At 59.7% G+C, this 19,638-nt stretch carries 13 protein-coding genes; 9 read left to right on the top strand and 4 right to left on the bottom strand.

Annotation, left to right across the window (positions count from 1 at the left end; all coding sequences use genetic code 11):
- Nucleotides 1–85 precede the first annotated feature (85 nt).
- On the bottom strand, nt 86–3,655 hold the full coding sequence (locus KQI84_01520) for a hypothetical protein (protein MCB2153538.1): 3,570 nt from the start codon (nt 3,653–3,655) through the stop codon (nt 86–88).
- 548 nt (nt 3,656–4,203) lie between these two features.
- Here KQI84_01520 and pdhA point away from each other — a divergent pair.
- The 3 genes from pdhA to KQI84_01505 are packed head-to-tail and all read left to right on the top strand — an operon-like array spanning nt 4,204 to nt 7,688.
- Nucleotides 4,204–5,334, top strand: coding sequence for a pyruvate dehydrogenase (acetyl-transferring) E1 component subunit alpha (pdhA, locus tag KQI84_01515; protein ID MCB2153537.1), 1,131 nt, complete (start codon nt 4,204–4,206; stop codon nt 5,332–5,334).
- Nucleotides 5,335–5,385: 51 nt separating this feature from the next.
- Entirely contained in the window at nt 5,386–6,372 is a 987-nt protein-coding gene (locus KQI84_01510; GenBank protein MCB2153536.1) for a pyruvate dehydrogenase complex E1 component subunit beta, read from the top strand.
- Nucleotides 6,373–6,404: 32 nt separating this feature from the next.
- Nucleotides 6,405–7,688, top strand: a complete 1,284-nt coding sequence (locus KQI84_01505; GenBank protein ID MCB2153535.1) for a 2-oxo acid dehydrogenase subunit E2 — start codon at nt 6,405–6,407, stop codon at nt 7,686–7,688.
- Nucleotides 7,689–7,842: 154 nt separating this feature from the next.
- Here the strand turns inward: KQI84_01505 and KQI84_01500 are convergent, their stop codons facing one another.
- Entirely contained in the window at nt 7,843–9,000 is a 1,158-nt protein-coding gene (locus tag KQI84_01500; protein ID MCB2153534.1) for an EAL domain-containing protein, read from the bottom strand.
- 316 nt (nt 9,001–9,316) lie between these two features.
- Between KQI84_01500 and infC the strand changes: the two genes are divergently transcribed.
- The 6 genes from infC (at nt 9,317) to KQI84_01470 (ending at nt 16,645) form a co-directional block, all read left to right on the top strand.
- On the top strand, nt 9,317–9,958 hold the full coding sequence (gene infC, locus KQI84_01495; GenBank protein MCB2153533.1) for a translation initiation factor IF-3: 642 nt from the start codon (nt 9,317–9,319) through the stop codon (nt 9,956–9,958).
- Nucleotides 9,959–10,051: 93 nt separating this feature from the next.
- The gene (gene rpmI, locus KQI84_01490) at nt 10,052–10,246 is read left to right on the top strand and encodes a 50S ribosomal protein L35 (protein MCB2153532.1); all 195 of its coding nucleotides are present in this window, start codon (nt 10,052–10,054) and stop codon (nt 10,244–10,246) included.
- A gap of 66 nt (nt 10,247–10,312) precedes the next feature.
- Entirely contained in the window at nt 10,313–10,711 is a 399-nt protein-coding gene (gene rplT, locus KQI84_01485; GenBank protein ID MCB2153531.1) for a 50S ribosomal protein L20, read from the top strand.
- 333 nt (nt 10,712–11,044) lie between these two features.
- Nucleotides 11,045–13,345, top strand: coding sequence for a choice-of-anchor D domain-containing protein (locus tag KQI84_01480; GenBank protein MCB2153530.1), 2,301 nt, complete (start codon nt 11,045–11,047; stop codon nt 13,343–13,345).
- Between the two features lie 171 nt (nt 13,346–13,516).
- Complete coding sequence (locus KQI84_01475) at nt 13,517–16,345, top strand: valine--tRNA ligase (protein ID MCB2153529.1); 2,829 nt, start codon at nt 13,517–13,519, stop codon at nt 16,343–16,345.
- 18 nt (nt 16,346–16,363) lie between these two features.
- Nucleotides 16,364–16,645, top strand: coding sequence for a hypothetical protein (locus KQI84_01470; protein ID MCB2153528.1), 282 nt, complete (start codon nt 16,364–16,366; stop codon nt 16,643–16,645).
- Here KQI84_01470 and KQI84_01465 read toward each other — a convergent pair.
- Nucleotides 16,642–17,475 (bottom strand): TIGR02757 family protein, encoded by an 834-nt coding sequence (locus KQI84_01465; protein MCB2153527.1) that lies wholly within the window; start codon nt 17,473–17,475, stop codon nt 16,642–16,644. The two genes, KQI84_01470 and KQI84_01465, sit on opposite strands and share 4 nt — an antisense overlap.
- The gene (locus KQI84_01460) at nt 17,472–19,637 is read right to left on the bottom strand and encodes a diguanylate cyclase (GenBank protein MCB2153526.1); all 2,166 of its coding nucleotides are present in this window, start codon (nt 19,635–19,637) and stop codon (nt 17,472–17,474) included. Before KQI84_01460 ends, KQI84_01465 begins: the two co-directional genes overlap by 4 nt.
- Nucleotide 19,638: the final 1 nt, after the last annotated feature.

Genomic DNA, 19,638 nt, shown 5'->3' with positions numbered 1-19,638 from the left:
ACGGTTTGCCCGAATTGCCCCTAACCCAAAAAGGCCCTCCTGCTGGAGGGCCCTTTCGGTGTCGGGAGGGAAACGCCAAGTGCCGTCAGTGAGTCACCAACTGCGGCAGGGGCGTAGGGGTGGGCGTCGGAGTGGCTATCAACAGGAACGGATCCGCAAGATATGCGGCCCCTGTTCCGCTCACTGTGAAATGCCAGTCCTGCCCGTTGTTGTTATCCCAAGTGCCGGCGCCATTCTGGAACACGGCATCGACCTGCGATGCGTTTGAAGGCACCGTCCAGTTATACTCCCAGAAGCCATCGGCGTTCAGGGACATCAGATGATCGAACGTGTCGACTTCGGACCAGGCGTTGATTCCGATGTGTAGGTACACGTTGCTTGCGCTCGCTAGCGGACCACCCGCGGCGTCGTACAGGACGGAGATGACTTCGCCGGCCTGCGGAGGTGAAGGTACGGTCGCTGCACGGTCGGGAATCGGTGTCGGCGTCACGCCGCCGCTGGTTGTGAAGTGCCAGTCGGAACCGCCGTTGTTATCCCACGTACCGCCGGAGTGGAACACGACATCGATCACATCGGCGTCCGTCGGAACGGTGTAGGTCAGTTCGAAGAACCCACTCGCGTTCAGCGTCATCGCTTCGTCGAGCACTCCGCTCCAACCGTTGATGCCATAGTGAATGTTGACGGAGGCACTGCCATCCAAAGGACCGCCACTCGGATCGTAGAGCACCGTTACAGATTCACCGGGCACCGGGGTGGCGGGGGAGACCGCGGCGCGGCCGTCGATTGGTGTGGGTTCGGGAGTCGGCGAAGGCGTTGGGGACGGAGTCGTCGCGCCACTCGTTGAGTAGTGCCAATCGGTGCCTCCGTTGTTATCCCAGGTGCCACCCGAGTGGAAGACGAGATCGATTTGCGTCGCGGCCGTCGGGACGGTGTAGCTGTACTGCCAGAAGCCCTGAGCATTCTGAGACATGGTCAGATCCTGCACGCCAGTCCACCCGTTGTAGCCGTAGTGGATCGAAACAGAACCCATGCCTGCGAGAGGTCCGCCTGCTGCATCGTAGAGCACCGTGACGGTGGAACCGGCAACCGGCGGATTCGGGCTGACCGCCACGCGGCCATCGATTGGCGTCGGCGAAGCTGTGGGGCTAGGCGACGGAGAAGGCGAAGGCGTGGGCGTGGGGCTAGGCGAAGGTGACGGAGACGGTGATGGACTCGGCGAAGGCGTGGGCGACGGTGACGGTGACGGAGAAGGTGAAGCTGTTGGGCTTGCAGTCGGAACCGGGGACGGAGTCGGTGTCGGGCCATCGCCCGCCACGGTCGTGACATGCCAATCGGCACCACCGTTATTATCCCAGATTCCGGCGCCGTTATTGAAGACCAGATCGATCACTCCGGCATCCGTCGGAACGGTGTAGGTGACTTCCCACTTGTTATCGCCAAGCGAGCTCATCGCGGGATCGGGTGTGATGACATTCAGCCAACCGTCCTGGCCGATGTGTGCGTAGACTTCCGCCGCACCGGCAAGTGCACGGTTCGATGCATCGTAAGTAATCGTGACGCTTTGTCCGCGAACGGGAGGCTTCGGATCGGTCACGACGGCAGTCGTGCCTTCCGTCGAGCCGCTGCCATCGCCAACGTAAACGTGCTGGATGGGAGAGCGAGAAACGTTGCCCTTCGCGTCGACGGCTTCGACGTAGTAGTCGAGCAGAACGTCACGATAATCGACCACTTCGGCCGCAAAGTGATACGGCATGTGTGCGGGCAATTCGTAGTAATCGAGGCCAGGCTTGTCGTAGACGTTTTCGGCTGGGAACACGCGGCCGCTCATCGGAATGTCGACCCAGTTGCCGACTTCGTTGCCGCCGGCGAAGGTCTCATTCTGGTTGGAGCTCAACGGGTTCGAGCCGTCATTGTCGACGCGCACTTTCAGCGTCGCCGTGACCGGGCCACTCACGTCAGAGATGAACGTCCAGATGTGGAAGTCGCCGTCGTCGATCGTCTGCTTGTACTGGAATTCGACGCCGTAGTTCAGGCTGCCGGGATTGTACGGGAAGCGCTGCGGCAACCAGATGGTCGGCGGGGTCGCATCCTGAGACGCATCGCCGATGATCGGGTCGACGTGCTCGTAGACTTCATTTACGCCGATTGTGCCCTTGATTTCGAGATCCAGCGGCGTGCCGTAGTAGACGTTACCGGAATCCAACGCGCCGAGGTAGTAGTGCCACGCGCGATCGACGGCGTGCGTCGAACCGTCAGGATGCAGGATCTTGCTGAAGTCCGGCGAATGGCCGCTGATCTGTTGAGCCGTCAGCACACGGTTGAGGGCCTCGGTGAACAGCGCCATCTCGCGGGGCTTCTCGTGCCACCCGTTGACGGGATCGTGCTGGCCGTTTGCATCGAGCAACGGGAAGTTCCAGTTAATGTACATCGGGCTGCCGAAGTCGCCATCGGCGTTCACCCAGCCGCCGTCCTCGACGTGAATCACTTCCGAGGAATCGGGTGGGAAGTCCTGCAGATACTGCTGAATCGAAGTCACTTCATTGCCCTGCGACGCGGCGCCGCCGGCAAGATTCGGAACGCATTCGTTGTAATAGCTGTAACCGCCGCCGAAGGCATTGTCACCATCGTGCGCCAGCACGACGAGCGACGGTTGATTCGGATCGTTGCGGTCGTTCAAAGCCGTCAGGAATCCGGCACCGAGACATCCGTAGCCATCTTCCCAACCATAGCCCTGGTCGGATGGAACGACGATCGTCTTGTGCTCTTGCCCGGTTTCCGGATCGACGTACTTCGCGTACGCGGGCTGGTAGGACATCGGGTTCGCCTGAACCGGCGCGCAGCCGCGGCTGATCGATGTACGGATAAAGGACTCGCCGTTCGGATTGATCTGGTCGGCCGCGTTTGGCGGGGCGCAGTTGACGCCGCCGGATCCCAGTTGAAGCGGGAAATCCGGGCAGGCGCGGGCAACGTGCTCGCCGGAAACGATCGCCCAATCGATCCCCAGGTCGTTCATGACGGGGATCAAGCGCTCCGAGAAACACATTTCCGTCGGGAAGAAGCCCTTCGAGACCGCCGCGGATCCGAATTCTTCCTTCACCTTCTCCTGCGCCAGGCGAAGCTCCATATAGACGGTTTCGTCATTGTGGAGCGCCAGCAAGGCGTGGTGGTACGAGAAATTCACGATATCGAGACGGTGATGGCCGCCCGTGGTTTCCCAGTTGTTAGCTTCAGCCAGTGGATCTTTCCAGCCGGGACTGTAGCCCAACTGCCAGGCATTGCCCATACTCTCGACATTCTCCATCAGCGCTCCGGAGTAGCTCGTCGTCGCACCGGAATTGGCGTATCCCCCGATCGCCCCCAGTGCATCGCGCATCCGATACTGATATGCGGCCACGCGGTCTTCTTTGCCGAAGATCTCGCGCAGATTGTTTTCCGGATAAGCCCGGCCGGCGTCCTTGGCCTGGATCGATTCCCAGGCGTATTCATACCGATCGTCGCCGTTTTCCTGCTGATCATTCCAATAAATCGGTTGGTGCATGTGCCAGTGCCAGGTCACCTGAGGATTGGTGTTCTGGGCGGGCGCTGCGGCCGCTGCGAGGAGAATCCCGCCCGCGACTGCCATGCATTGAAGACTTGGTGCGCATCGCGTCTTCATGTTTCGGCCCCCTTTTGGTTTACAATCGAGACTTGCAACACAATCCGAGTATGCAGAATGGGCGTGGCTGGTCAATGTATTAGCCTTGGATTTCTGAAATTTATTGGAGCGGTTGGATAAAAGGTTTTATTTCCACTCCAATCTCGGATGTGCCTGGTCCATCATCAATGCGCCTGATTGTGCACGCCCCATCTGCCATCTCGGATGCAGTGTTTTGAGGCATCCCAAGCAATCCTCTTTCGCCCAGGTCGGCGTGACATCCGCAGGCCGGACGAAGGGAGAATCGGCTGCCTAATCGGTGTTTGAAGGGCACAGATCACGAGTGCTTGCAGATCGTGTCAAGTTGTCACAAACTGGTCTGAAAATCGCTGTTGCATCGGGCCTGAGGGGACTCCTACGGTACCCGCCGCGCGACGGTGAAGACCCCGGATCGCGGCGCAGTCGGTTGGCGCCGCCAGGAGAAACACGGTCGTTTTCCCGCAAGAAAGCTGAGATTTTCGCCCGGACGATCGGGCTTCAAACCAACCACTTCGATTGGTATATTGTTCATGGCTACATCTAAGACTCGTTCCACGAAGGCCAAGGGCGCCAAAGCTCCCGCGGCCAAGGGCTCTGCGAAGAAAGCTGCAAAGGCTCCGGCCAAGAAGGCAACGCGCAAGGCTTCGGCGCCGACTCCTCGGCCCCATGTCGATCTGCCCAAGGAGAAGCTGGTCGATATCTATCGCCAGATGCTTCTGATCCGTCGTTTCGAAGAGCGCACGGCCCAGCAGTACCAGATGCAGAAGATCCACGGTTTCTGCCATCTCTACATCGGCCAGGAAGCCGTTGCTGTCGGCAGCGTCGCGGCGCTCGAAGAGAAGGACCTGATCTTCACGACCTATCGCGATCACGGCCATGCCCTGATCCGCGGAATTACCCCGCGCGAAGTGATGGCCGAGCTCTTCGGCAAGGCCGCCGGCTGCAGCAAGGGCAAGGGCGGCTCCATGCACCTGTTCAACGCGAAGGCCGGCATGATGGGCGGCAACGGCATCGTCGGTGGACACGTTCCGTTGGCAACTGGTGCCGGCTGGGCAGCGCGCTACAACAAGACCGGCCAGGTGATCGTCTGCTACATGGGCGAGGCGGCGATGAACCAGGGCGTGTTCCACGAGAGCCTCAACATGGCGTCGCTGTGGAATCTGCCGGTCGTCTACATCGTAGAGAATAATCGCTACGGCATGGGCACGGCAGTGACGCGCGCGAGCGCCGAGCCGCAGCTCTATATGCGCACGGCCGGGGCATATCGCATCCGCGGAGTCCAGTGCGATGGCATGGACGTTCTGGACGTGTACCAGACGATGCAGCAGGCCGCCGACCGCGCTCGCAACACGGGACGTCCGACGTTCATCGAGGCAATCTGCTACCGCTATCGCGGCCACTCGATGTCCGACCCGGCCACAACGTATCGTACTAAGGACGAGGTGCAGGCCTGGCGTGCTAAGGATCCGATGGATCGACTGCGCGAGCAGTATCCGGATCTGATCACCGACGCGCTGGTGAAGAAGATGGAAGACGAGATCAAAGAGACCGTCATGGACGCCATCAAGTTCGCGGACGAGGCGCCTCAGCCCGACCCGAGCGAACTCTACACCGACGTCTACCTCGATTATCCGGGATACCCCGGCCCGACAGACAACTAACTCCGTCCCCGACGGGAAGCTCAATACGGTTCAGATATACTGGAGATTTCCATGGCAGAGATTACGTACCGCGAGGCGCTGAACCAGGCCCTCGCCGAGGAGATGGAGCGCGACGATCAGATCTTCCTGATGGGAGAAGAGGTCGGCCAGTACCACGGCGCTTACAAAGTTTCGCAGGGACTGCTCGATCGCTTCGGCGACCTTCGAGTCGTCGATGCGCCGATCACGGAAGCCGGCTTTGTCGGCCTCGGCATCGGTGCCGCGCACGTTGGAATGCGTCCCGTGATTGAAGTGATGACGTTCAACTTCGCAATCCTCGCACTCGACCAGATCATCAATAACCTGGCGAAGCTGCGCTATATGTCCGGCGGACAGTTCACTGTTCCGATGACGCTTCGTGGGCCGGGTGGCGCGGGCGGCGCGCTGGCCAGCCAGCACAGCCAGTCCCTCGAGCAGCAATACGTTCACATTCCAGGCATCAAGGTCGTCATGCCCGGAACGCCGCGCGATGCGAAAGGCCTTCTGAAGTCCGCCATCCGCGACAACGATCCGGTCATCTTCATCGAGGCCGAGAAGCTCTACAACTTCCGCGGCGAAGTGCCCGAAGAACCCGAATTCCTGATTCCTCTCGGCAAGGCGGACGTGAAGCGCGAAGGCGACGATGTTACGATCATTACGTGGTCACGCATGCTGACGGCTGCGGTCCTGCCTGCTGTCGAGGAATTGACAGCCAAGGGCATCGACTGTGAAGTCATCGACCTGATGACACTCAGCCCGCTCGATTGGGATACGGTCCTCGCGAGCGTGAAGAAGACGAATCGCGTTGTCGTTGTCGAAGAAGGCTGGCCGAAGGCAAGTGTCGGCGCCTGGGTGGCAGGCGAAGTTGCCAGCCGCGCGTTCGATTACCTGGATGCTCCCATCGAGCGTCTGGCGGCGAAGGATGTTCCGATGCCGTATGCCTACAACCTCGAAGAACTTGCTCTGCCGATCCCGGCCGATGTCGTCGCGGCGGTGGAGAAAGTCTGTTACGTCGACTAAGCGAATACGATCCCGGGAAGGATATCGATACGATGGCAAGTCCCATTCAGTTGCTCCAGCTTTCTCCGACAATGTCGGAAGGTACGATCGTGAAGTGGCATGTGAAGGAAGGCGATCGTGTTTCCGCTGGCGATGTTCTGGCGGAAATTGAAACCGACAAGGCTGTCATGGAGCAGGAAGCGTTCGACGACGGCACGGTGCTGAAGCTCATGGCTTCCGAGGGCCAGGCAGTTCCCGTCGGGCAGGAAATCGCCGTGATTGGCGAGGAAGGCGAGGATGTCTCTGACATCAAGCCATCGCCGACTGAGAAAAAGGAAAAGGAACCTGCTCCCAAGCAGGATGACGAGCAGCCAATCGTCAAGCAGTCGAAGGCTCCCGAAGTCGACCTGCGACGTGCGCCCGAACCCGCCAAGGAGACGCCGAAGCCCGCCGCGAAGAGCGACAACGGACGGATCGTTGCGTCGCCGCTGGCGCGCAAGATGGCCGACGATCATGGTCTTGACCTCTCGGCAATTGACGGAAGCGGACCGAACAGCCGCATTGTGAAGCGGGACATCGAAGCGGCTCTCGGCTCAGGCTCCGCGAAGGCCGCCGCGAAGGCCCCGGCGCCCAGCTTTGCCGCGGCGATCGGTGGCGAGGACGAAGAGATCGCGCTATCCGGAATGCGCAAGACCATCGCGCGTCGCCTCGTTTACTCGCGTCAGGAAGTTCCTGCATTCAACCTCACCGTCGAAGTCGACGCCGAGCCGCTCGAGAAGGCCGTCGCAGTCGTCCGCGAGCGTTACCCGGAATCGAAGGTGACGTTGACGCACTTCATCATCAAGGCAGTTGCCGCCACGTGCATGCAGCACCCGTGGGTCCGCACGCAGTGGATCGATGGCAAACTGATCCGCAAGAACACGGCAGACATTTCGGTCGCCGTTGCGATCGAGGATGGGCTTCTGACGCCGGTCATTCGCAACGCGAACATGAAGGGCGTGATCGCGCTTGCCCAGGAACTTCGTGAACTTGCGGGCCGCGCACGCGAGCGCAAACTGGGCGAAGAAGATCTGACTGGCGGCGTGCAGACGATCAGTAATCTCGGGATGTTCGGGATCGATAATTTCGACGCGATCATGAATCCCCCCGAGTCCTCAATCCTTGCGATCGGCGCGGCTATCGAGAAGCCCGTCGTGCGCAACGGCGAACTCACCGTCGGCAAAGTTTTTACTGTAACGATGGGTTGTGATCATCGTGTTGTTGACGGAGCGGTCGGAGCGTCCTATCTTCAAGACCTGAAGGCAGCTTTGCAGGACCCGCTGCTGATGCTGGTCTGAGAAGAGCAAAGCAACCCGCAAACGAAGGACATTGGAGGTGGCGCGGGCCTTCAACGGCCCCCATCTCCATTAAAGAGCAGGGGTCCTGCCCCCGCTCCGACCGGCCTCCCAGCCCGCCCCTGGGAAGCCGGTTGTTCTTGTGAGGCCCAATCGTTTAGTTCTGTAGATGCGAGCGCAGGGACTCGAGCAGCACGACTCCCTGATAAAGCCCATCCCATTGGACAAACAGGATTTCCGGTAATCGCGATTGCCCGTGCGAATCTTCGACGAGATGGCGAAGAACATCCGCCGGTTCTTCGTGCGCGCCGGCAATTGTGATCGACGCATCCAGAAGATCGCGCGCGATCGCATCGTCTTCGCGAGACTCAACATCGCAACGATGAATCAGGCCCGCCGGCCGGGCTTCGTCCAGCACGGGAATTCCTGGCAACTCTGGGTGATTCGCCAGCAGTTCCTTGATTGTCGAGAGCGGAGTCCGTCTCGTCACAACCGGCGCAGGAGTCATGAGATCGCCGATGCTCTTCCAATGGTCTCGTTTGCGAACCACTGGTGCTGAGACTTCAAGCTCGGGAAGCAGGCGGACGTCAACCTCCGGCGGGTCGCCGGGTCGACCGAACAGAAAGCCTTGGACGTACTGAGGACGCAGGGGTCGGATGGCATGAAGCTCCTCCATCGTCTCGACACCTTCAGCAATGAGCTGGATGTCAAACTCCCGGGCCTTGCTGGCAAGATCGTCCAGGTGCATGCGCTTGATTGCGCGCGAAGGAAGATCGCGGATAGCGTGGCGACCGATTTTCAAGTAGTGCAAGGCGGGGAGGCGTCGACAGACTTCCGCGAACTCGCGTGAATCGGGCAACTGATCGAAGGCGACGATCACCTCGAACGGCTGGAGGCTCTTGAGCGCCGATGAGAGGAGCGTCATCTGCGCCGGCGACAGGTCCCGCGGGAGCCTCATGATCATCTGAGTCTCGGTCGGATTTGCGCGTGTCTCGTTCAGGAGCTCGCGGACCTCATTGACAAATGTCTCATCCAGCAGGAGGTCCGATCCGGAATTGAGCCAGAGTTTGACCCCTGGGTCGTGAAAGCGGAAGCGATCCACTGCATGCCGGATGGCGGTCAGTTCGAATTCCGACTGAAGATTCTCTTCTTGAGCGGCGTGCAGCAGGGGGAAGCTGGAATCGGGAAATGCCCCTTCCGGCCCGCGGGCAAGGGCTTCCCAGGCGTGAATACAGCGGAGTTGCACGTCCAGAACAGGCAGGAAATGAGTCTCCAGTCGCCCTGAGCGTAGGATTTCACGGACCGATGTCGTCATGGCGAGCCCGTCATGCCTTGGGAGATTGGCGCAAATCGGTCTTCCGCATGAGTTGAAGGTAGCCGCGCCCAGCCCCAACCGTCAAGAAAATCGGCGTGTCACGCAAGCAGGAGAATTCGTGACGAGGAGCAAGAATCCGGGCTTGACAGGGGGCACCACCTGTCGGGAGTATCGCGCGCCCCTTCAGAGAAGAAGAGGCCGAACACAAAGTAGAAGCTCTCCGCTTCTCACCCGCACGCGCCCAGGTGGCTGCAACCGGGTTGGACAAACAAGCAGAATTCTCCCGGGTCGTGGCAAGTAGAGCGGCGCCTGGGTTATGTTTGTATGCGGAGAGCCGATCGATTCGGTGCTCCGCTTTTTTTGTTGGGATATCGCCAGTCAAACGGAGGAATCAGCCATTAAGCCTACCGCTCGCATCAATGATCAGATACGCGCAAAGTCGGTCCGCCTTATCAGCCAGGAGGGTGAACAGCTCGGCGTCGTTGCAACCGAGGATGCCCTGCAGCGCGCCAAGGAGGCCCAACTGGACCTTGTCGAGGTCGCTCCCAATGCCGACCCGCCGGTGTGCCGCATCTATGACTACCGAAAGGTGATGTACGAGCAGAAACGGCGCCTGAAAGCCTCCCGGAAGAAGGCCAAGTCGTCCGAACTGAAAGAATGCAAGATGCGCGTGACGATCGATGCCCACGATCGGGATACGAAGTTGCGCAAAGTTCGTAAGTTCCTGGAGAACGGCGACAAGGTGAAGTTCACCTTCCAGTATCGCGGGCGCGAAGTCACCAAGCCGCAGTTGGGACAGCAGCTTGTCTCGGCAGTCCTGAAAGAGCTGGAAGACATTGCAGAGATGGAAAAGCCGCCGAGCCAGACCGGCAAGTTCATGCACATGATTGTCACCCGGCGGAAGGATTGGAAGCCGGAGCAGGCAAATCAAGAAGAGGACAAAGCGGCCACCTCGTAAGAGCGAGCCGAACACCTGGCAGACCGGAATTGTCTGCCGGCCGGTTTCCCCGGAAGCCGGATAGAACGATCTACGCCAAGGGAGTTTCCCAAAATGCCGAAGATGAAAACCAAGGCCGCAATGAAGAAGCGCATCAAAGTGACTGCTTCCGGCCGGATCAAGCACAAAAAGCAGGGCCTGCGTCACATCCTGACGAAGAAGGACGCAAAGCGTAAGCGCCACCTGCGCAAGCACACCTACGTCGACGGCTCCGATGAGGGCCGCCTGAAGAGGATGTTGAACCAGTAACCCCGCACTCTCGCCCCGGTTCCCCAGGGGAATCGTTTAGACGACATATCACGGAGGCAGACTGTCATGCCCAGAGCAACAAATAACCCCGCATCGCGGAAACGTCGTAAGAAAGTTTTGAAGCAGGCCCGCGGCTTCTACAGTGGACGCCATCGGTTGTTCCGCACCGCCAATGAGAACGTCATGCGCGCGCTGCAGTACGCCTTCAACGACCGCAAGCAGAAGAAGCGCGAATACCGCCGTCTGTGGATCGCTCGCATCAACGCCGCTTGCCGCCAGAACGGCATGGCTTACTCGCGTTTGATCAATGGCCTGAACATGGCCGGTGTTGAGATCGATCGCAAGATGCTGGCTGAGATCGCCATCAACGACCCGAAGGGCTTCACGTCCCTGGTCGAGCAGGCTCGCACGGCTCTGAAGTCCTCGAAGGAACCCAGCGCCGCCCGCACAGTGCCGACCCTGTAAGAATCCGCTTCATCGCACTTGATCACCGGCCCGGGGACAGAGCGTCCCCGGGCCGGTTTGCGTTTGGCGGGCTCCGGAATCTGCTTGTTACCGATAGGAGGGACAGATAGGATAACCTACACATGGCATCAAAGGAGAGATGCATCGCACCATGGCATAAGGTGTGGACCAACGGTTGATACGATAACATTTGATAAGGGTATCACCATGCAGTGCCACCGCTTTTCACCTGCATTACTTTTGTTCCTGGCTGTTTCGATACTATCGCATCCCGCATTCGCAGCAACTTCTTCGACGTCCTATACATTCAGGGGGATTACTCCGGGAGGGACGGTGCAGGCTCACGAGAGCCGCGTGCTTCAGTTCCCTTACACCTCCCCGAATGATCGCAAGAGCTTCGTCGAAGCGACGGCCGAGCAGTACAGCGCCATCTCCTCGCCTTCGGCGAGCAATGATGACGAGTGGGTAACCGTCGATCCGACGCCTCCGGAGGCGACCTTTCTTCAACTCGATATGGTCGTTCAGGAGTCCGTCGATCAGATCACATCGATCGAGTTCACGTTCGAGGGCTATTCGAGCGGGAACCAGGATCGGCCTCACCAGATCTGGATTCAGAAGGCGGGCCAGGCAGATGCCTTTGCGGCAGACTCCTGGGTGGCCTTGGAGCCGAATCTTGTGATCGATCGGCAAACTACGACGGAACTGATTCGAGTCGTGCCACAAGCCATGACGGGTTTCACCAGCTTTGCCGATTTCATTAATTCCGAAACCGGCGTGATCCGCTGGGGCGTCTTTGCGCAACGCATCAACTCCAGTATCGGAAAGCAGATGCACGTGAACTACGTTTCCATGAAGGTCTCCTACGAGTCCGATTTGGACATGACGCGCAGTGGCCTGATTGGTTTTGGCCTGGTCCCGATCGGCCAGACGAGCATCCCGCCCGTGCACTCGAACATCATCAGCACATCGGGATCGCTTCGAATCGACAGCATCGAACTCAGCGGCCCGAACTCTGCACAGTTCATTCTCGCCCTCGATAACCCGGTCCCGATGGTTCTGCTCGAAGGCCAGCAGACTGGGATCGATTTGACGTTCGCTCCCAATGCCAGTCCTGCCATCGGCAAAGGTATTCAGACGGCGCTTGTCACGGTCACGACCGACAGCGAGATCGAACCAGAGAACATCCTGCGCCTGGAAGGCACAGGCGGAGCCCAGGAGATCCTCGTGAGTCCGGAGGTCTTGGACTTCGGCGACGTCGATGCTGTCGGAACGGATGGGAATCCCACCAAGAGCCTGGGCGTGGATATCGAGAACACGGGAGTCTTGCCGTTGACCGTCGATCAGCTCCAGATCGTCGGGCCGGATGCCAGCGAGTTCACGATCCTCAACAATGTCACCGGTCCGATTGAACCGGGCGTCATTGTGACGATCGGCATAGAGTTCGATCCCGATTCGCTCGGTCCCAAGACTGCTGAACTTATTATCACCCATGACGTTTATCCTCCACCCGAACCGCCGACGTCGGTGCCTCTCCTCGGCAACGGGGCACAGGTTTGCGATACGATCTCGACCGATCTCTTGGACTTCGGTATACGAGATATCGACGCAGGACCGACAAGCACGCAGGACGTCACTTTCGCTTACTGCAACGCGACGATTATCACCGACATCGTGATCGCAGGCCTGGCCGCCGATCAGTTCAATCTCCAGTCATTCGTTGCCCTGCCGGCCGCGTTCAATCCAGGTGACGTATTGAGCGTCAGTGTGAACTTCGATCCGGACTCAGTGGGGGAGAAACACGCAGTCCTCCAGGTGATCCCACAAGACACGATGACATCATCCGGACTTGTCGCTCTGAATGGCATCGGGATCATTCCCACACCAACCCCATCTCCGACGCCGACGCCCACTCCGTTGCCGACTCCTCAGCTTCTGATCAATGAGGTCGACGCGGATACGCTTGGAACCGTCGACCGCGCGGAGTTCATCGAGATCTTCAATGGCGGATTCCCGAACACTCCGCTGGACGGTTTCGCGGTCGTGGTTTACGCGGACAATTCCTCGTCCCCAACGGTGACTCAGACGTTCGACCTGGACGGCGAGTTTACTACCATGGATGGCTACTTTGTTTTGGGTGGAGAGAACCTTTCAGTGACGCCGGCAATTCGGCTTACCACAAATACGCTGCCGAACGATGGTGCAGCGATCGGGCTCTACCACGCCGACGCGATCGATTTCCCCGTCGGGTCGGCTCCGACAACCGCGGCACTCGTCGATGCAATCGTTTTCGTGGCTGGAACGGGAACGGTCTCGCAATCCTCGCCCATCATGAACCTCTTGAATCCGGGCCAGCCCGTTGTGGACGAATCCGCCGGCGGCGACGTCCAGGGGCATTCCAGTCAGCGATGTCCAAACGGCTGGGGCGGCACTCGGAATACAGACGCCTACTCGCAGTATCCGCCGACAGTTCGGGCACCCAACTCGTATTGCCCAACGCCCACGCCGTCTCCCACTCCATCGCCGACACCCTATGACACTCAGGGCGTGGTGGAAATGATCGTCGGAGAGCGCAATGCAGATCTGAGGGCGGACCAGAACGATGATGCGCTGATCGATTCTGCCGATATCCCATAACCACTCGTCCAGACCGTTTGTCCACGTACGCCCTCCCATTGCGGGAGGGCGTACGGCTGTTGGCCGCTCCCCAGTTGACGCCCCCACCCTTGCGCGCGTACTAATCCGATTCCGCCGGGCATTGACCGGCGCATCGACCTTCTGACAAGGAACCCCGCCGTGACTGCCGAGTTGCCGAAACATTACCAGCCTCAGGAAACCGAAGCCCGTTGGGGCGCGTTCTGGGAGGAGAATCGCTTCTTCCACGCCGACCCGAAGGCCGAAGGCGAGCCCTACTGCATCGTTATCCCGCCGCCGAATGTGACGGGTGTATTGCACATGGGCCACGGGCTGGACGAGACGATCCAGGACACCCTGATGCGTTTCGAGCGCATGCGAGGCAAGAATGCCGTCTGGGTTCCCGGGACGGATCACGCGGGCATCGCGACGCAGCACGTCGTCGTCGAGAAGCTCCGTCGCGAAGGCAAAGAGCCCTTCGAGATGGGCCGTGACGCCTTTGTCGAGGAAGTCTGGAAGTGGAAGAAAGACCACGGCGATCGAATCGTGAATCAGCTCCGCCGCCTGGGGTGTTCATGCGATTGGGACCGCGAAGCGTTCACGCTGGACGACACGCGTGCGCGTGCGGTGCGCGTTGCCTTCAAGCGCCTCTACGATCGCGGGCTGATTTTCCGCGGCGAGTACCTTGTGAACTGGGATCCCGTTCAGAAGACGGCGCTCTCCGACGACGAAGTGGAATACGAAGACGAGAAGGGCCATCTGTGGCACCTGCAGTATCCGCTCGAGGATGGTAGCGGTCATGTGACCGTTGCGACGACGCGCCCGGAAACGATGCTTGGCGACACGGCCGTGGCGGTGAATCCGACCGATGAACGTTGGACGGGCCTGATCGGCAAGAACGTGCGACTGCCGTTAGTAGATCGCCTGATTCCGGTCATTGCCGATGATTTCGTGAAGAAAGACTTCGGCTCCGGCGTCGTGAAGATCACACCGGGCCACGATCCGAACGACTTCCTATGTGGCCAGCGCCACAATCTTGAAATGATCAACGTCATGACCGATGATGCGCGCATCAACGAGAATGGCGGGAAGTACGAAGGGCTGGATCGCTACGAAGCGCGCGAAGCGATCGTGCGCGACTTCAAGGAACTCGGGTTGCTGGAGAAGATCGAAGAGCACGATCATCGCATCGGTCGCGGCTATCGCAGCAAATCCGTCATCGAACCGCGCCTTTCCAAGCAGTGGTTCGTGAAGATCAAGCCGCTGGCAGAAAAAGCCCTCGCTGCTGTTCAGCAGAAGGACATTCGCATCATCCCCGCGCACCCCTACGAGGACATTTATACGAACTGGATGACCAACGTGCGCGACTGGTGTATCAGTCGCCAGTTGTGGTGGGGGCACCGCATTCCGATCTGGTATCGCAAGGACGATCCCTCCGTCGTCGTGTGTTACGATGGCGAAGGCGATCCGCCCGAGGTCGCGGCCGAGCCGGATGCCTGGGAACAGGAATCCGACGTGCTCGATACGTGGTTCTCATCGGCGCTTTGGCCGGCAGCGGTTCTTGGTTGGCCAGAGGAAACCGACGATCTGAAGAAGTGGCATCCGACGAACGTTCTGGTCACTGGCCACGACATTCTCTTCTTCTGGGTCGCGCGCATGATCATGTTTGGCCTCGAACTGATCGGCGAGCGCCCGTTCCGCGACGTCTACATGCACGGGCTGATTTTCGGGAAGACATTCTACGAGAAGAAGGGCAGCGATTATAAGCTGATCCCGCCGATGGAAGCGCGCGAGATGGAGGCCAGCGGCAATCTGCCGAAGAATGTGTTGGCCAAGTGGGAGAAGATGTCGAAGTCGAAAGGCAATGTCATCGATCCGATCAACGTGATCGAGGAATTTGGAACCGATGCGCTGCGACTGACCGTGGGCGCTTATGCAGCGCTCGGTCGCAACATCGACCTGGATTGGACGCGCTTCGAAGGCTATCGCAACTTCGTGAACAAGCTCTGGAATGCGTCGCGTTTCGTGATGATGGTGACGGAGCCGTTGACCGGCGACGAATTCCGCGGCGGCGTGCCAAAGGAGCACCTGCGCGTCGAGGACCGCTGGATCCTCAGTCAGCTTGCGCAGACCATTGCCGGCGCCACAAAGCACCTGGAGGACTACGAGTTCGATCGCTACGTCGCGACGCTGTACGATTTCGTCTGGCGGAATTACTGCGACTGGTACCTGGAACTTGTGAAGGCGCGCGTGTACGGCGACGATCCGGATACCGCGTGTGCGGCGCGGATCGTTCTGGTAACCGTGCTGGAGCACATCTGCCGCCTTCTGCATCCCGTGATGCCGTTTGCGACGGAGGAAATCTGGCATATCCTGCGTCAGCGCTTGACCGGCAGCGAGGCCGACGAGTTGGCACCTGCAGCCCCGGGACGTTCCGTCGAGACGCTCGGCTTCCCGGATACGTTTGAATCCCTCGCCCTGGCCGTTGGCGCCTGGCCCGTGAATCACGACCAGGCCGTGGACGCGGAGGCGGATGCCACGATCCAACTGCTGCAGGAGGCCATTGGGGCCATCCGGAATATCCGCGGCGAGATGCGTATCCCGCCGGAAATGAAGGTCGAAGTTCTGATCGAGCACCGCGACGCCGTGGCCCGCCGGCGCCTGGAGCTTGGCGCGCCGGCCATCCGCCAACTGGCTTCCGTCAGCGAATGCACGATCGGCGAAACAGTCGAGCATCCCGAATTTGCCTCGACCTTCGTCAGCGGCGACCTCACAATTCTCGTGAAGCTGCCGCAGGAGCTTGTCGAGCAGGAGCGCCAGCGCCTGGAGAAGGAACTCGCCTTCTCCGAGAAGGGCTTGATCGCCTGTCGTAACAAGCTCGGGAACGAAAAGTTCACCTCGAAGGCACCCGCCGACGTGGTTCAGAAGGAACGCGACCGGCTGGCGAAGCTCGAGGCCGACGTCGACGCAATGAGAAGCAAGCTGGAATCGCTGCAGGCCTGATTCTCGGAGGAACCGCAAATGTCCGTGATGATGATGATCGCCATCTTGGTGCTGGTTATTGGAGGAGCCGTAAACGTCGGGGGTGGAGTCTGGTTTCTGGTCGAGATGTTCAAGACAAACGTCTGGTGGGGACTCGGCGGACTGTTTACATGCGGAATCGTTCCTCTGATCTGGCTGATTATGTACTGGAAACGTGCTTGGCCACCATTCGTGTTTCTAATTGGCGGCTTGATTCCAATTCTGGTCGGCTCCTTTGTCCTGGCTATTGAAACTGCCGGGCAGAGCTCTGGGACGTTCTAGCCGAATTCTTCTTCCGTCAGCTTTAAGATTCCCGGTCGCGTCAGCGCGAAATCGTAGCGGCAGGGATCATCCGGCGAGATGCGCGCGAACGCGTCCGTAATTTCCAAAGCCGTCTTCAGATCCGCGTTGGGCCGTGTCGTGATTCCCAGGACCGTCTGGGACACGCGCAAGATATGCGTATCTACCGGCATGACGAGCCGCTTCATCGACACATCCCACAATCCCAGGTCGACACCGTCTGCCGGGCGGCACACCCAGCGCAGGAACAGGTTGATGCGCTTGCAGCCGCTCTTCCCGGCGGGGGAGGTCAGCAGCATGTGCGCGCCCGAGGGGAGTTCCGAGTGGTTGCCGCCTGTGCGCTCCAACACCCGGCGTCTTGGTTGCAGTCTGCCCGTGTCTGTCGATCGCAATGCATCGACCCAGCGCTCCATCGTGGGAAGAACGTTCGGCTCGTTCTCATCGAGTGCCCGCCAAAGGTTGCCGAGTGAACCGTGCTCACGCAGCGCACATCCGATCCACGCCAGGTAGACCCGCAAGTCTTTTGCATGAACCCAGCGGTAGACGAATCCGCGATAAGCATTCCGCCAATCCGCCGGCTGGCGGTCGGCAATCGCCTTCGCCGGATGCGCTCCGAGCGGTTTGAGAATGCGATCGAGCGTGCGGAGGATCGCTGTCACATTGCCGAACGCGAACGACGCTGCGATCAATGCGGCGACCTCCTGGTCTGCAGGATCATCGTACCGATGCGCGACGCCGAGTGGATCGCGATCGAGGAACTCTGGTCTGTGGAATCGATGGTAGAGATCTTCGAGCTTGTCGTGCAGAGTCATGAGTGACGAACCGGAACAAGTGGGCGCGATTCGCAATCTTCAACCCATTGTGCTAGAAACTCGACAATTCCCGGATCGAAGGAGCGACCGGCCTCTTCGCGGATGATGGCGACGGCGGCCTCTGAAGAGATCGGTGTCGAGTACGGACGCGGCGAGGTCATCGCATCGTAACTGTCGCACAGCTTCAGCAAGCGCGCCCCGCGCGGAATGTCCTCACCGGCCAACTCGCCAGGATAGGCAGGGAATTCGCACTTCGTGTTGCCGTCCCAGCGTTCATGGTGCGAGCCCACCAGGTTCACCGTTTCGCCCATGTAGTGCACTTCCTTCAGCAAGTCCATGCCGACTTTTGTGTGGGCTTGTACGAGTTTGTACTCGCGGGACGAGAGCGGACCGGGACGTGACAGGATGGAGCCCGGAATCGAGATCTTTCCGACATCGTGCAGCAACGCCGCCAGCGCAACGCACTCAACCTCGTCGCGTTCCCAGCCGGCACGACTTGCAACGGACACGCAGAGATTCATCACGCGGAGCGCATGCGAATGATAATGCGGCTCCTTCTCGTAGAGCACGCGCAGGATCTTGCTGAGATAGTGATTCCAGTTATGCAGCTCTTCGGGCGGCGTGATCACCAACGTCTGCAGCAGCGAGCGACGAACCTGCGCTTCCTTTTGCGCATAGAGCGCCTTGTCAGCACTCTCGAGCAACTGCTCCGCTTCTTGTCCACGCGCAGAGCGCAGACCGCACGACAGGCTGTAGTGCCACTTCTCGCGATCGAGAAGCTCGGCGCGCTTGCGGGCGACTTCGATAATGCGTTCCTTGACAATACCGGCCTGCGTTGCATCCGTATTCGGCATCAGGACGACAAACTCGTCGCCGCCATAACGAGCGACGAAGTCCGTCTCGCGGATTGCTTCCTGCAGCACGTGGGCCGTGGCGATGATTGCCTGGTCGCCGGCCAGGTGGCCGTATGTGTCGTTCATGTGTTTGAAGCGATCGATATCGATCATCAGAATCGAGAGCGGCTGGTCGTAACGCGCTGCACGCAGAACCTCTCGTCGAACGGTCACGTCAAACGCGCGACGATTTGCGAGGCCTGTCAGACCATCCTGATCTGCAAGACGTCCGATTTCTTCGATCAGGCGTGCGGCTTCGATCGTGGCGCCAATGTTATTCGCGAAAAGCTGCAGGAAGATCAGGCGCTGCAGAGTGATCTGCGCGCGGTTTTCTCTGTGGTCGGCGTAGATGACCCCCTTGGGGTGATTGCCGACGATCAGCGGCAGGCAAAGCGCGTGAAAGCGCGGCCGCGCCGGGGCCTGATCGCTGCGCGGAATCGGATCGCGCTCGGAAATCTCCGTCACCCATTGCGCACTGGCCTGGCGGAATGTCTCTGCCAGGATTCCAGCATCCTCCAGGATCGGTACTTCAATCACGCGATGCAACTCATCGCAGTTATGTGAGGCAATTCCCACCAACTTGCTTGCGCGCTTGTCGAACCACAAGATGACTGAACGATCCGCACCCAACCGCTCGACCATCACCTCCGCGGCGGCTTGCGCGAGGGATTCCGCCGACTCCGTCCCCTGCAAGTACGTCGTGGCCTCGAAGATCTCCTGCATGTCGTTGCGTTCAAAGCGCACGCGCTCGAACTCGTGACAGACCGTGATGACTTTTCGCGCTGCGCGTGCGATTCGACCAAGCCGGTCCCAGCCCTTGCGCAAAGGCTCGACTTGTTCGGGGACAAGTTCCGCATGCAGGACGCCGCACGTCTCGCCACCTTCTTCGAGCGGAATCAGCAGGCTATTGTCGGGAATCGACTTTGGAGCCTTCCACTTCTTGTCGCCTTCCAGAATCTCGGCCTTGGCACCGACGAGCGTTGGGACCCCCAGGAGAAACTCCGGATGCGGGTCCGTATCTGTCACCGGATGCGGCCGATCGACGCTGACAATACCACGCTTCTGCGCCAGTTGAATCCGCACACGGCTGTTCGTCGGATGGGAGAGCGTCAGGCGAAGAATCGGCAACGACGAGCCAATGGCCTCTTCGATCGCGCGCCCCATCTGCTCCATCAGCGAGGCATAATCGTGAGCCAGGAGGATGCTTTCGTGAAGACGAAACTCCTCTTCCGAATCCAGCTTCCGGATCATTTCAGACGACTCGTTCATG

It is taken from the genome of bacterium (assembly GCA_020444065.1).
In the GTDB taxonomy this organism is placed as follows: Bacteria; Sumerlaeota; Sumerlaeia; order SLMS01; family JAHLLQ01; genus JAHLLQ01.
Note: the sequence above shows the minus strand (reverse complement) of the source record. Positions and strands in the feature narration are given on the sequence as shown.

What these genes read in the sequence shown, in the direction of transcription:
- KQI84_01520 (MCB2153538.1), bottom strand. Translation starts at nt 3,655, where the DNA reads ATGAAGACGCGATGCGCACCAAGTCTTCAATGCATGGCAGTCGCGGGC.
- pdhA (MCB2153537.1), top strand. Translation starts at nt 4,204, where the DNA reads ATGGCTACATCTAAGACTCGTTCCACGAAGGCCAAGGGCGCCAAAGCT.
- KQI84_01510 (MCB2153536.1), top strand. Translation starts at nt 5,386, where the DNA reads ATGGCAGAGATTACGTACCGCGAGGCGCTGAACCAGGCCCTCGCCGAG.
- KQI84_01505 (MCB2153535.1), top strand. Translation starts at nt 6,405, where the DNA reads ATGGCAAGTCCCATTCAGTTGCTCCAGCTTTCTCCGACAATGTCGGAA.
- KQI84_01500 (MCB2153534.1), bottom strand. Translation starts at nt 9,000, where the DNA reads ATGACGACATCGGTCCGTGAAATCCTACGCTCAGGGCGACTGGAGACT.
- infC (MCB2153533.1), top strand. Translation starts at nt 9,317, where the DNA reads ATGTTTGTATGCGGAGAGCCGATCGATTCGGTGCTCCGCTTTTTTTGT.
- rpmI (MCB2153532.1), top strand. Translation starts at nt 10,052, where the DNA reads ATGCCGAAGATGAAAACCAAGGCCGCAATGAAGAAGCGCATCAAAGTG.
- rplT (MCB2153531.1), top strand. Translation starts at nt 10,313, where the DNA reads ATGCCCAGAGCAACAAATAACCCCGCATCGCGGAAACGTCGTAAGAAA.
- KQI84_01470 (MCB2153528.1), top strand. Translation starts at nt 16,364, where the DNA reads ATGTCCGTGATGATGATGATCGCCATCTTGGTGCTGGTTATTGGAGGA.
- KQI84_01465 (MCB2153527.1), bottom strand. Translation starts at nt 17,475, where the DNA reads ATGACTCTGCACGACAAGCTCGAAGATCTCTACCATCGATTCCACAGA.
- KQI84_01460 (MCB2153526.1), bottom strand. Translation starts at nt 19,637, where the DNA reads ATGAACGAGTCGTCTGAAATGATCCGGAAGCTGGATTCGGAAGAGGAG.